The organism is Hydrogenophaga sp. (assembly GCF_019635465.1).
Taxonomy (GTDB): domain Bacteria; phylum Pseudomonadota; class Gammaproteobacteria; order Burkholderiales; family Burkholderiaceae_C; genus Hydrogenophaga.
In genome coordinates this window covers 1-13,249 of record NZ_JAHBZK010000017.1, presented here as the reverse complement: position 1 = coordinate 13,249, position 13,249 = coordinate 1, and the positions used below count along the sequence as shown (strand labels likewise).

Sequence of the window (13,249 nt, the reverse complement as noted above, 5' to 3'; positions counted from 1 at the left end):
ATCTGGATGCGAAGCCCGCTATGGTAGCGCTATCCTAATGTCCAATTCACTCACCCAACCACCGGGAAAACTCTTGCCCAGCTCCGAACGCCGCCGTCGCCCCAGTGGGCGCATCACCTTGCAGGAAGTCGCCCGCAGCGCGGGTGTGAGCCCGATCACCGCATCGCGCGCCCTGCGTGGCGAACGCGGCGTGGCCGCCGAACTCGTCGAGCGCGTCAAGGTCGCCGCTGCCGAACTGGGCTACGTGCCCGACCCCGCTGCCCGCGCCCTCGCCTCGCAACGCGGCACCCAGGTGCCGGTGCTGGTGCCGCTGCTGTCGAACGCGCTGTTCGTGGACGTGATCGAAGCCGTGCACCGCGAGCTGCTGCCCCATGGCTACCAGCCCCTGATCGGCGTGACGCACTACGACCCGATGGAAGAAGAACAACTCCTGCGCGGCTACCTCGCCCAGCGGCCCGCGGGGCTGTTGCTGACCGGCTTCGACCGCACCGAGGCGGCGCGCCAGATGGTGGCGACCTCGGGCATTCCCTGCGTGTACCTGATGGAGCTCACCGCCGCGCCGGGCGTGCACTGTGTGGGTTTCTCGCAGCACGACGCGGGCTACGCCATCGCTCAACACCTGCTGGACCGTGGCCGGCGGCGCGTGGCCTTCATCGCCGCCCAGCTCGACCCACGCACGCTGCAGCGCGCCGAGGGCTATCGCCATTGCCTGCGCGATGCGGGCGTCTACGACGCGCGCCTTGAGCTGCTGAGTCCGCAGCCCTCATCCATGCGCCTGGGGGGTGAACTGTTCGAAGACCTGGTGCGAACGCGCCCCGACGTTGACGCGATCTTCTTCTGCAACGACGACCTGGCACAGGGTGGCCTGCTGGCTGCGTTGCGCCTGGGCGTGGCCGTGCCGCAGCAGATCGCGGTGGCCGGCTTCAACGACCTGTCGGGCAGCGACCAGATGCTGCCGCCCTTGACCACGGTGCGCACGCCGCGCCGTGCGGTGGGTGAGGCGGGCGCACGCACCCTGCTCGCCCTGTTGCGCGGTGACCCGGCCGTGCAGGCCAGCACCGATCTGGGTTTTGAACTCGTGGTGCGCGGCAGCAGCTGACGCACGCACAAAAAAGCCGGCAGTTGCCGGCTCTTGCGGAGGGCCCGATGGGCGATCAGGCTGCGCAGATGCGCGCCTTCGCCTCGGCGTACTCGCGCTTGAAACGCGCGACAAGCTCACCCGCGGGCACGATCTCGCGGATGGCGCCGATGCCCTGGCCACAGCCCCAGATGTCGCGCCAGGCCTTGGCCGAATTGGCGCCCTCACCCGACGCAAAGTTCATCTTGCTCGGGTCGCTCACCGGCAGGTTCTCCGGGTCCATGCCGGCGTTGCGGATGGAGCCTTTGAGGTAGTTGCCGTGGATGCCCGTGTAGAAGTTGCTGTAGACGATTTCGTCCGAGTTGCTCTGGACGATCATCTCCTTGTAGCCATCGACCGCGCGCGCTTCGTCGGTGGCAATGAAGGCCGAGCCGATGTAGGCCAGGTCGGCACCCATGGCCTGCGCGGCCAGGATGGCGCCGCCCGACGCAATGGAGCCCGACAGCGCCACCGGGCCACCGAACCACTCGCGGATCTCCTGGATCATGGCGAACGGGCTCTTGACGCTGGCGTGGCCGCCGGCACCCGCGGCCACGGGGATCAGGCCGTCGGCGCCCTTTTCGATGGCCTTGTGTGCGAACACGTTGTTGATGACGTCGTGCATCACGATGCCGCCCCAGCTGTGCACGCCCTGGTTGACGTCTTCACGCGCGCCCAGGCTGGTAATGATGATCGGCACCTTGTACTTGGCACACAGCTGCATGTCGTGCTCGAGCCGGTCGTTGCTCTTGTGCACGATCTGGTTGATGGCGAACGGCGCGGCCGGGCTGTCGGGGTTGGCCTTGTCGTGCGCGGCCAGCGCCTCGGTGATCTCGGACAGCCATTCATCCAGTTGCGAGGCCGGGCGCGCATTGAGCGCCGGCATCGAACCCACCACACCAGCCTTGCACTGGGCAATCACGAGCTTGGGGTTGCTGATGATGAACAGCGGCGAGCCGATCACCGGGAACTTGAGGTTCTTGAGGACCGGGGGCAGGTAGCGCTCGGGTGCGGGCATGGGGTCTCCTGGACGTTGTGCGTTGTGCGTTCCGCGTTGGGCGAGCGCCTGGGCACCCGGGACCGAACGCTCAATGAAATTCAGAAGGCTTCGAGGGCCATCTCGGTGACGCCTTCGGCACCGTCGACGATCGAAGCCGCCACGCCCGGCGCACGACTGAGGATGTGGTCGGCGTAGAAGCGCGCGGTGGTGATCTTCGCGTCCATGAAGGCCTTGTCCTGTCCCTTGGCAGACAGGTCCTGCGCCACCAGCAGGGCGCGCGCCAGTTGCCAGCCCGCCATCAGGTTGCCCGCCAGCATGAGGTAAGGCACGCTGCCGGCAAACGCCGCGTTGGGGTTGGTCTTGGTGTTGGCGACGATGAATTCCACCGCCTGCACGAAGGACTCACGCGCGGCCGCCAGTCGCTTGGCAACCGCCTTGGCGTTGGCGCTGCCGCTTTTGGCGAGGTCGGCCTCGGTCTGCTGCACTTGCGCGGCAATGGCCTTGGCCACAGTGCCGCCGTCGCGCGACGTCTTGCGCCCCACCAGGTCGTTCGCCTGGATGGCGGTCGTGCCCTCGTAGATGGTCAGGATCTTGGCGTCGCGGTAGTGCTGGGCGGCGCCGGTTTCTTCGATGAAGCCCATGCCGCCGTGCACCTGCACCCCCAGGCTGGTGACCTCCAGGCTCATCTCGGTGCTGTAGCCCTTGACCAGCGGCACCAGAAATTCATAGAACGCCTGGTTCTGCTTGCGCACCTCGGCGTCCGGATGGTGGTGCGAGGCGTCGTAGGCGGCAGCCGCCACGCTGGCCATGGCACGGCAGCCTTCGGTGGCGGCGCGCATGGTCATGAGCATGCGCTTGACATCGGGGTGGTGAATGATGGGCGCGGCGGTATTCATGCTGCCGTCGACCGGGCGACTCTGCACGCGGTCGCGCGCGTATTGAACGGCCTGCTGGTAAGCGCGCTCGCTCACCGCGATACCCTGCACGCCGACGGCGTAGCGGGCCGCGTTCATCATGATGAACATGTACTCGAGGCCGCGGTTTTCCTGGCCAACGAGCGTACCAATGGCGCCACCGTTGTCGCCGTACTGCAGGACCGCGGTCGGGCTGGCCTTGATGCCGAGCTTGTGCTCGATGCTCACGCAATGCACGTCGTTGCGTGCGCCGAGCGAGCCGTCGGCGTTGACCAGAAACTTGGGCACGGTGAACAGGCTGATGCCCTTGACGCCTTCGGGTGCGCCGACCACGCGCGCCAATACCAGGTGCACGATGTTGTCGGCCATGTCGTGCTCACCATAGGTGATGAAGATCTTGGTGCCGAAGATCTTGTAGGTGCCATCGGGCTGTGGCTCGGCGCGCGAGCGCACCGCCGCCAGATCGGAACCCGCCTGCGGCTCCGTGAGGTTCATGGTGCCGGTCCACTCACCGCTGATGAGCTTGTGCAGGTAGGTGTCCTTCTGCACATCACTGCCTGCGGTGAGCAGGGCTTCGATGGCGCCGTCGGTCAGCAGGGGGCACAGCGCAAAGCTCAGGTTGGCGCTGTTGAGCATTTCGCCGCAAGCGGAGCCGATGGTCTTGGGCAGGCCCTGGCCACCGAAGTCGGTGGGGTGCTGCAGGCCCTGCCAACCACCCTCGGCGTATTGGCGGTAAGCGTCCTTGAAACCCGGCGTGGTGGTGACAACACCGTCCTTCACGAACGACGGCTTGAGATCGCCCTCGCGGTTGAGCGGCGCCACCACCCCCTCATTGAGCTTGGCGCACTCTTCCAGCACGGCCTGCGCCGTCTCCAGACCGGCGTCTTCAAAACCGGGCAGTTGCGCCACCTGGTCGATGCGCGCCAGGTGCTCGATGTTGAACAGCATGTCCTTGAGTGGGGCGGTGTAGCTCATGGTCGTTGTGCGTTGGGGGTTGGGCGTTGCGCGCAATAAAAAAGCGTCCGGTGCGAGCGCTCAACGCTCAACACCGAACGCTCGACGGGCATCACAGTGCCTTGATCAGCTCGGGCACGGCCTCGAACAGGTCGGCTTCCAGGCCGTAGTCGGCGACCGAGAAGATCGGAGCTTCCGGGTCCTTGTTGATGGCCACGATGACCTTGGAGTCCTTCATGCCGGCCAGGTGCTGGATGGCGCCCGAGATGCCGGCGGCGATGTAGAGCTGCGGCGCGACGATCTTGCCGGTCTGGCCGACCTGCAGGTCGTTGGGCGCGTAGCCCGCATCCACCGCGGCGCGGCTGGCACCGATGGCGGCGCCCAGCTTGTCGGCCAGTGGGGTCATGACCTCGGTGAACTTCTCGGCGCTGCCCAGTGCACGACCACCGCTGACGATGATCTTGGCCGCGGTGAGTTCGGGGCGGTCGCTCTTGGCGATCTCGCTGCCCACAAAGCTGCTCTTGCCGCTGTCGGCCACGGCGCTGGCGCTCTCGACCGCTGCGCTGCCACCCGAGGATGCTGCGGCATCGAAGCCGGTGGTGCGCACGGTGAGAACCTTGGTGGCGTCGGTGCTTTGCACGGTGGCAATGGCGTTGCCGGCATAGATCGGGCGCTCGAAGGTGTCGGCGCTCACGACCTTGGTGACGTCGGAGAGTTGCGCCACGTCCAGCAGCGCGGCCACGCGCGGCGCCACGTTCTTGCCCCCGGCGGTGGCCGGGAACAGGATGTGGCTGTAACCCGAAGCGATGGCCACAACCTGTGCTGCGACGTTCTCGGCCAGACCGTGCGCGAAGCCTTCGGCGTCGGCGAGGATGACCTTGGCGACGCCGGCGATCTGCGCGGCCGCCTGGGCCGCGGCGGCGGCGTTGTGACCGGCGACGAGCACGTGCACGTCGCCACCGCAGGCAGCGGCAGCGGTCACGGTGTTGAGGGTGGCGCCTTTGATGGACGCGTTGTCGTGTTCAGCGATGACGAGAGAAGTCATGACGTTGTTTCCTTGAATCTGATGACAAATGACGAATGACGTCGCTGCGCGTTGATGACGGTCGTCCGCAGGGAGTCATCCGTCATGCGCGCGCGCAGCGCGGCGTCTTCTGTCATCCAAGCACCTTGGCTTCGTTCTTGAGCTTATCGACCAGCGTGGCCACGTCGGGCACTTTCACGCCGGCGCCGCGCTTGGGCGGCTCGCTGACCTTGAGGGTCTTGATGCGCGGGGTCACGTCCACGCCCAGGTCCTCGGGCTTGACGGTCTCCAGCGGCTTCTTCTTGGCCTTCATGATGTTGGGCAGCGTGACGTAGCGCGGCTCATTCAGGCGCAGGTCGGTGGTGATCACCGCGGGCATGGCCACCGACAGCGTCTCCAGACCGCCGTCGATCTCGCGGGTGACCTTGGCGTTGCTGCCGTCAATTTCCACCTTGCTGGCAAAGGTGGCCTGCGGCAGGCCGGCCAGCGCGGCCAGCATCTGGCCCGTCTGGTTGCAGTCGTCGTCAATGGCTTGCTTGCCCAGGATCACCAGACCCGGCTGCTCCTTGTCGACCAGCGCCTTGAGCAGCTTGGCCACGGCCAGGGGTTGCAGTTCTTCAGCGGTTTCCACCAGGATGGCGCGGTCGGCACCGATGGCCATGGCCGTGCGCAGCGTTTCCTGGCATTGGGTGACGCCGCAGGAGACGGCGATCACTTCGGTGGCGGCACCCTTCTCCTTGAGGCGAACCGCTTCTTCCACCGCGATTTCGTCAAAGGGGTTCATGGACATCTTCACGTTGGCGATGTCCACACCCGTGCCATCGCTCTTGACGCGGACCTTGACGTTGTAGTCCACCACGCGTTTGACGGGGACGAGAACCTTCATGCTGGCTTGCTCCTGTTGGTGTTGATGTGGTCGCGCAATTGACGTGCACGTCAACCGGGATTGTAGAGGCCACCCATTGAACGACCTGCCAATGGGCAAAAACGAACGATCGTGCTTTTTTGAATTATATCGATGGCATCACCATCACGACCAAAGTCCGAGCGCCGCGGGTCGGGATGTCGTCCGGCCGACATTTCCCGACCGCAAGGTCGGCGAACTCGGGTAATTCAGGAGGCGGCTGCATACCCCCTTGTCCTATAGTGGATCAGCGCCAGTTGCTTATGTTGAGTAACGAATGGCCAAACACATCAACCGCCTCCTTGGAGCATGCGCATGAAGCTCGTTTCCGTCCTGTCCGTGGCATCCGCCGCCTTGCTGGCCACTGGTGCCGTCTCGGCGCAGACCGTTTTCTCGGTGTCGTCCTGGGTACCCCCTACCCATACCTTGAGCGTGGCCCAGAAGAGCTGGTGCGACGAGCTGGAGAAAGAAAGCGCCGGCCGCATGAAGTGCAACATCCTGCCTAAGGGCGTGGCTGCAGCGCCCGGCACCTTTGACGCCGTGCGTGACGGTCTGGCCGACATTTCGTACACGGTGGACGGCTACACGCCGGGTCGCTTCATCAACACCCAGGTGGCCGAGTTCCCGTTCCTGGGCGACAGCGCCGTGCCGACCTCGGTGGCCTATCAGCGCATCTACGACAAGTACTTCGCACCGCTGGGCGAACACCGCGGCGTGAAGGTGCTGGGCGTGTTCACGCACGGCCCTGGCGTCATCTTCAACAGCAAGATGCCGGTCACCAGCGTGGAAGAGGCGCAGAAGCTCAAGTTCCGCATCGGTGGTGGCAACATCAACGAGCTGTCCAAGCTGCTGGGTTTCAACACCACGCTCAAGCCTGCGCCTGAGTCGTTCGAACTGCTGTCCACCGGCGTGATGGACGGCACCTTCTTCCCCGATGAGTCGATCGCTTCCTTCAAGCTGTCAATGATCAAGTACGCCACCACCTTCCCTGGTGGCCTCTACAACACCAGCTTCGTGTTCATGATGAACAAGGCCAAATACGACGGCCTGTCAGCGCAAGACAAAGCCGTCGTCGACAAGCTGTCGGGTGAGCACGCCGCGCGCATGTTCGGTCAGGGCTGGGACAAGGTCGATGCCGCCAGCCGCGAACTGCAGAAGCAGCAAGGTGTGCAGCGCATCCAGGCCAACGAGGCCTTCATCAAGGCCGTTGCCGCCAAGCAATCCGAACTGGAAGACAAGTGGGCCGCCGCTGCGGGCGCCAAGGGTCTGAAGGATCCGAAGGCCGTGCTCGCCGAGTTCCGCGCCGAAATCAAGAAGGTGAAATAAGACCCCGGCCTTCGGGCCGATGTCACCGGCGGGCAGTCGCCTTATCGACTGCCCGCCGGTTTCTTTTGAAGGCTGCTCAGTCATGCTCAAGTTGCTGGACCGCGCGTTGCGCTGGTCAACCGGCCTGATGGCCGCGATGGCGCTGTTTTCCATCATGCTGCTCACACTCGTGGACGTGAGCGGACGCAAGTTCCTCAGTCATTCGGTGCCCGGCGGCCTGGAGGTCACCGAAATCCTCATGGTCATCGTCATCTTCGGCGCCTTGCCGCTGGTGTCCTGGCGCGGCGAGCACGTGGTGTTCGATTCGCTCGATGCCTTCATTCCCGAGTGGATGCACCGCATCCAGCAGCGCATCGTGCACCTGATCTGCTGCGTGGCATTCGCCTACATGGGGCGCCTCATGCTGCTGCGCGCCGACCGGTTTGCCGAATACGGCGACATCACGGTGCACCTGCAGTTGCCGATGGCGCCGGTCGCCTGGGTCATGGCCGCGTTCCTCTTCGTGACGGGCTTTGTGCACCTGGTGTTCGTCTTCGTGCGACCACCAGAGCCTTCGTTCCATGGCGCCACGCAGGTAGGAGAGCCGTCATGACCGAAGCCTTGTTGGGATTTCTGGCCGTCTTCGCGATGGCCTTTTTGCGCATTCCGCTGGCGGTCGCCATGGCGATCTCGGGCTTTGTGGGCATGGGCCTGCTGCGCGGCTGGAACCCTGCCCTGGCCAGCGCCAGCCAGGTGATCTTCGAGACCGGCTTTGCCTATGTGCTGTCGGTGATCCCGCTGTTCGTGCTGATGGGCAATTTCGTGGCGCGCGCGGGCATGGCGCGCGAGTTGTTCACCGCCGCCAACGCCTTTGTGGGTCACCGCCCCGGCGGGCTGGCCATGGCCAGCATCATTGCCTCGGGCGGCTTCGGTTCGATCTGCGGATCGTCCATCGCCACCGCGGCCACCATGGCGCGCGTGGCGTTTCCCGAAATGAAAGCCCACGGCTACAAGGAGACCCTGGCCACCGGCGCCATCGCATCGGGTGGCACGCTGGGCATCCTGATCCCGCCGTCGACCATCCTGGTGATCTACGGGATCATCACCGAGACCGACATCGGCAAGCTGTTCATCGCCGGCATCCTGCCCGGCATCGTCGCCATCACCTGCCTGTGCCTGGCGGTGGTGTTCGTGACCTGGCGCGACCCGGCCGCCGGGCCCCGCGCCGAGCGATTCACCTGGCGCCAGCGCTTGCAGGCCATCCGTGGCATCTGGGGCGTGGCGGTGCTGTTCGCGCTGGTCATCGGTGGCATCTACGGCGGCGTCTTCACCGCCACCGAGGGCGCTGGTGTGGGAGCGGCCGGGGCGTTCTTCTTCGCGCTGGCGCGCGGCTCGCTCACGCCGAGGTTGCTGCTGGACGTGCTCATCGAAAGCGCACGCACCACGGCCATGCTGTTCACTATCCTGATTGCGGCGATGGTGTTCACCAACTTCATCAACTTCACCACCATGCCGGGCGACCTGCGCGACTTCGTGTTGCACTTCAGCCCGCACCCCATCGTGGTGGTGCTGGTGATGATGGGCATCTACCTGGCTCTGGGCATGGTGATGGAGGAGTTGGCCATCGTGCTGCTGACCATCCCCGTGTTCTTCCCGGTGATCACCGGCCTGGGGTTCGACCCCATCTGGTTCGGCATTCTCATCGTCACCATCGTGGAGATCGGCATGATCTCGCCGCCAGTGGGCCTGAACCTGTTCGTCATCAGCTCGCTGCTGCCGCAGGTGAAGCTGACCACCATCTACCGCGGCGTGTGGCCTTTCGTGATGGCCGACATCGTGCGCCTGTGCATCCTGATCGCGTTCCCGATGATTGCGCTCTGGCTGCCGGGGTTCATGAACCGATAGCTGCGACGACACCCCCTGGGAACGGATGACCCCGCGGGGATCGTCCGCTCAGGTCTGCTGGCGCAGGTGGACCACGCGTTGCGGGTACGGAATCTCGATGGCGTTGGCCCGCAGCGCATCGAGAATGGCGCGGTTGATGGCCGAACGCAGGTTGAGCTGACCATTCTCCGGGTCGGCTATCCAGTAGCCCAGCGTGAACTCCAGGCCATCGGCACCAAAGTTGGACAGGGCCACCCCCGGTCCGGGCTCGCTGAGCACGCGCGGTTGCGCCTTGGCGGCCTCGAGCAGCAATCGGGTGACCAGTTCGACATCACTGTCATAGCCCACCGACACCACGGTCGATTGCCAGACGTTGGTGTCGGCCAGCGACAGGTTCTCCACCCGGTTGGTGATCAGGATCTCGTTGGGCACGATCGACTCGCGACCGCTCAGGCTGCGGATCAGCGTGTAGCGCGCGTTGATGTCGGTGATGCGGCCCTCGAAGTTGTCGACGCGCACGTTGTCGCCGATGCGCATGCTGCGCTCGGCCAGGATCACAAAGCCGCTGACGTAGTTGGCCGCCAGCTTCTGCAGGCCGAAGCCGATGCCCACGCCAATGGCGCCACCCAGCACAGACAGCGCGGTGAGGTCGATGCCCACCGCCGACAGGGCAATGATCAGCCCCACGAACACCAGCAGCGCGCGCGTGGCGTTGCTGACGGCCTTGCGCAGTGACAGGTCGCTGCCCACGGCCTGCTTCAAGAGACGCGATTCAAGTGCAGACGAAATCCACAGCGCCAGGATCATCACCGCGCTGGCCGTGATGAAGCCCTCGAGCATGGTGCGCAGGCTGAGCGTGGTGTTGCCAACCTTCCAGTTGATGTCGTCGAGCTCGGCCAGAACCACTGGCAGCAGGCCACTCACCCACAGCACCATGGCGCCCCAGGCCACCCACGAGATGGAACGCTCCAGCACCCGCACCCAGGGCTTCTCGACAAAGGCCACCTGCAGCACCTTGACGCCGATGCGGATGACCACCAGCGACACCAGCACCGGCACCGCCACCTTGAACACGATCAACGGCACGAACTTGGCCAGGATGGCGCGCGCCACGTGGCCCAGTGCCAGCAGGATCAGCGGGAACATCGCCCCGTCGATGATGCGGCGCCCGAACATCACGCTGTTGGGTTCGGCCTGCATGTTCAGCGCGCGCTGCAACAGGCGCGCCAGCAACCAGGCCAGGGCCACGACCACGGCCAGCGCCGCCATTTCGGCGAGTGCAGATGGGCGGGTGAAGGCGGCCAGCCAGGCACCCAGGTCGTCGACCGGGCGCAGGGGCACAGATGATGAGTCGTTCATCGGTATCGATTGCGAAAGAGAGATCGGGAAATGCTCAGACGCCGGCCAACACCCGCAGGTGCGCCTCGACGCTGCGTGCCAGGGCATCGAGCGAATAGCCGCCCTCCAGGCAGCTCACGATGCGCCCTTGCGCATGGCGATCGGCCACCGCCTTGAGCTGCTCGGTCATCCAGGCGTAGTCGCTCTCGACCAGACCCAGCTGGGCCATGTCGTCCTCGCGGTGGGCGTCGAAGCCGGCGCTGATGAACAGCAGTTGCGGCTTGTGCTCGTGCAGTCGCGGCAACCAGTAGGTATCGACCAGTTCGCGGATCGCCATGCCACGCGTGTAGGCGGGCACCGGCAGGTTCACCAGGTTGGACGCGGTGGAATGCTCGCACTCCGGATAGAACGGGTGCTGGTAGAAGCTGCACATGAGGATGCGCTGGTCGCCGGCCACGATGTCCTCGGTGCCATTGCCGTGGTGCACGTCAAAGTCGACGATGGCCACGCGCTTGAGGCCATGACGCTCCAACGCGTACTTGGCCGCCACGGCCACGTTGTTGACGAAGCAAAAGCCCATGGCCTGGCGGCGCGTGGCGTGGTGGCCCGGCGGACGCACCGCGCAAAAGGCATTGGCCAGCTCACCGGCCAACACGGCATCGGTGGCGTCGATGGCCGCACCCGCGGCCAGCAGGATCGCGTCCCAGCTGTGGGCGTTCATGGAGGTGTCGGGATCGACCTGCACCCGCGAGGGGCCACCAGCGGCGATGTCGTCACGCAGGTTGTCGGCCAGGCCACGCAGGGCCGCCAGGTGCAACCGGTCGTGCGCGAGTTCGAGGTCGGCGATGGCTGCGGCCGTGGCCTCGCGGCGTTCGATGGCGGCGTCCAGGCCCGTCATCAGCAACCGGTCTTCGATTGCATCGAGCCGCTGAGGGCATTCGGGGTGGCCGGCGCCCATCTCGTGCTGCCAGCATGCCTTGTGGGTGAAATAACCGGTGGCGTGGGCCATCTCTGAACTGCGGTGAGAATCCAGACCAATATGCAAGCCCAAGTGCACAACGACACCCGGATCCGGCAACTGCTGAGCCAGCTTAACACGGTGATTGTGGGCAAGGCCCAGCAAGTGGCCGACAGCGTGGCCTGTCTGTTGGCCGGCGGCCACCTGCTCATCGAAGACGTACCCGGCGTCGGCAAGACCACCCTGGCCCATGCCCTGGCGCGCTCGTTCGGCTTGCAGTTCGCGCGCGTTCAGTTCACCGCCGATCTGATGCCCACCGACCTCATCGGTGTCTCGATCTACGAGCGCGGGCGCGAGGCCTTCGTGTTCCACCCAGGGCCGGTGTTTGCCCAGGTGCTGCTGGCCGACGAGATCAACCGCGCCAGCCCCAAGACCCAGAGCGCCCTGCTCGAAGCGATGGAAGAAAAGCAGGTGACCGTCGAAGGCGAGACGCGGGCACTGCCCGAGCCGTTCTTCGTCATCGCCACCCAGAACCCGCACGACCAGCTCGGCACCTATGCCTTGCCCGAGTCCCAACTGGATCGCTTTCACATGCGGCTGTCGCTGGGCTACCCGGATCGCGCCGCCGAGCGCGAACTGCTGCGCGGGCAGGATCGTCGCGCCTTGATCGAGTCGCTGCCCGCGGCGCTCACGCCCGACGACCTGGCCCACCTGCAGCAGGCGGTCGCCGCGGTGCACACCGCCGACCCGGTGTTGGAGTACCTGCAAGACCTCGTGGCCGCCACACGCAGCGGCCGCTGGTTTCTGCAAGGCCTGTCGCCGCGCGCCGCGCTGGCCGTGGTGCGTGCCGCCAAGGCGCAGGCGTTTCTACAGGGCCGCGACTACGTGGCGCCCGACGACATCGCCGCCATCCTGCCGCAGACGACGGCGCATCGCCTGATTCCGGTGCGCGACGCCGGGCGCGGCCCGATCGAGCAGGTGCGCGCCATGCTCGACGCCGTGCCCCTGCCCTGAACAGCATGACGGCCGCCGCCACCCACGCATCGGCCAGTGGCTGGCATTGGCGACACCCCCTGCGCCCGCTGCGCCGCCGCGTGCAGGCCTGGTTTCACAACCGGCTGCGCCGCACCGACACCCTCACCCTGACCCAGCGCAACGTCTACATCCTGCCCACCCGCGCGGGCTGGATGCTGGCCGTCACGCTGCTGGTGCTGCTGATCGCGAGCATCAACTACCAGCTCAACCTGGGCTACCTGCTCACCTTCTTGCTGGCGGGCAGTGCGCTGGTGGGCATGCACGTCTGCCACAGCAATCTGCGTGGCGTGTCGCTGCACCTGAACCCGCCCGAGCCAGTGCACGCACACCAGGCCCTGGTGCTGGAAGTGCGCCTGGGCAGCGAGCGGCGGCGCCCGCGCCACGGCATCGGGCTGGGTGTCATGGGCGACGAAGACAGCCCGCCGCCACTGGCGTGGACCGACGTGCCCGGCCAAGGCCAGGCCATGCTCCAGGTCGCCTGGAAAGCGCCGAGCCGCGGCCTGCATGCCCTGCCCACCGTGCTGGTGCAAACGCTGTTTCCGCTCGGCACGTTTCGCGTGTGGTCGCTGTGGCGTCCCGCCGCCACCGCCCTGGTGTACCCCACGCCGGAGGACCACCCGCCCCCGCTGCCCCCCGGTGAACCGCAGGACGCGGGCGCCGGCAGTGCGCGCGTGCACACCACCGGCGAGTACGACGGCGTGCGAGCCTATCGCCGCGGCGACCCCATCAAATCGGTGGTCTGGAAAAAGGCGGCTCAAGCCTTCGCGTCCGGACGCGACGAGTTGGTGAGCCGTGACGCCCTGTCCAGCCAGCGCC

The 13,249-nt window shown here is 65.9% G+C and carries 12 protein-coding genes; 6 read left to right on the top strand and 6 right to left on the bottom strand.

What is annotated here, in order from left to right; genetic code table 11:
- The first annotated feature begins 73 nt into the window (after positions 1-73).
- Positions 74-1,099 (top strand): LacI family DNA-binding transcriptional regulator, encoded by a 1,026-nt coding sequence (locus tag KF871_RS15255; protein ID WP_291144317.1) that lies wholly within the window; start codon positions 74-76, stop codon positions 1,097-1,099.
- Between the two features lie 55 nt (positions 1,100-1,154).
- On the opposite strand, the gene KF871_RS15250 is transcribed toward KF871_RS15255, so the two are convergent.
- The 4 genes from KF871_RS15250 to KF871_RS15235 form a co-directional block, all read right to left on the bottom strand.
- On the bottom strand, positions 1,155-2,135 hold the full coding sequence (locus KF871_RS15250) for a nitronate monooxygenase family protein (RefSeq protein ID WP_291144314.1): 981 nt from the start codon (positions 2,133-2,135) through the stop codon (positions 1,155-1,157).
- Positions 2,136-2,215: 80 nt separating this feature from the next.
- Positions 2,216-4,006, bottom strand: a complete 1,791-nt coding sequence (locus KF871_RS15245; protein WP_291144311.1) for an acyl-CoA dehydrogenase — start codon at positions 4,004-4,006, stop codon at positions 2,216-2,218.
- Positions 4,007-4,097: 91 nt separating this feature from the next.
- Positions 4,098-5,030 (bottom strand): FAD-binding protein, encoded by a 933-nt coding sequence (locus tag KF871_RS15240; protein WP_291144310.1) that lies wholly within the window; start codon positions 5,028-5,030, stop codon positions 4,098-4,100.
- 112 nt (positions 5,031-5,142) lie between these two features.
- A complete protein-coding gene (locus KF871_RS15235) occupies positions 5,143-5,895 on the bottom strand; it encodes an electron transfer flavoprotein subunit beta/FixA family protein (protein ID WP_291144307.1) in 753 nt (250 codons plus the stop codon).
- 333 nt (positions 5,896-6,228) lie between these two features.
- Between KF871_RS15235 and KF871_RS15230 the strand changes: the two genes are divergently transcribed.
- From KF871_RS15230 to KF871_RS15220, 3 genes are all read left to right on the top strand, one after another.
- Complete coding sequence (locus KF871_RS15230) at positions 6,229-7,239, top strand: TRAP transporter substrate-binding protein (RefSeq protein ID WP_291144304.1); 1,011 nt, start codon at positions 6,229-6,231, stop codon at positions 7,237-7,239.
- 82 nt (positions 7,240-7,321) lie between these two features.
- Positions 7,322-7,831 carry a TRAP transporter small permease gene (locus KF871_RS15225; protein WP_291144301.1) on the top strand — a complete coding sequence of 170 codons (510 nt, stop codon included), beginning with the start codon at positions 7,322-7,324 and terminating at the stop codon, positions 7,829-7,831.
- Positions 7,828-9,123 carry a TRAP transporter large permease gene (locus KF871_RS15220; RefSeq protein WP_291144297.1) on the top strand — a complete coding sequence of 432 codons (1,296 nt, stop codon included), beginning with the start codon at positions 7,828-7,830 and terminating at the stop codon, positions 9,121-9,123. The genes KF871_RS15225 and KF871_RS15220 overlap by 4 nt, the downstream gene beginning before the upstream one ends.
- Before the next feature lie 48 nt (positions 9,124-9,171).
- Here the strand turns inward: KF871_RS15220 and KF871_RS15215 are convergent, their stop codons facing one another.
- Both KF871_RS15215 and KF871_RS15210 read right to left on the bottom strand, forming a co-directional pair.
- Complete coding sequence (locus KF871_RS15215) at positions 9,172-10,461, bottom strand: mechanosensitive ion channel domain-containing protein (RefSeq protein WP_291144294.1); 1,290 nt, start codon at positions 10,459-10,461, stop codon at positions 9,172-9,174.
- Between the two features lie 34 nt (positions 10,462-10,495).
- Positions 10,496-11,449, bottom strand: coding sequence for a histone deacetylase family protein (locus tag KF871_RS15210; protein WP_291144290.1), 954 nt, complete (start codon positions 11,447-11,449; stop codon positions 10,496-10,498).
- A 42-nt stretch (positions 11,450-11,491) separates the two neighbouring features.
- Between KF871_RS15210 and KF871_RS15205 the strand changes: the two genes are divergently transcribed.
- Both KF871_RS15205 and KF871_RS15200 read left to right on the top strand, forming a co-directional pair.
- Positions 11,492-12,412: an AAA family ATPase gene (locus KF871_RS15205; protein ID WP_291144608.1), complete on the top strand. Its 921-nt coding sequence runs from the start codon at positions 11,492-11,494 to the stop codon at positions 12,410-12,412.
- Positions 12,413-12,417: 5 nt separating this feature from the next.
- Positions 12,418-13,249 (top strand): DUF58 domain-containing protein (locus KF871_RS15200; protein WP_291144287.1); only part of this gene is annotated, 832 nt, incomplete at its 3' end.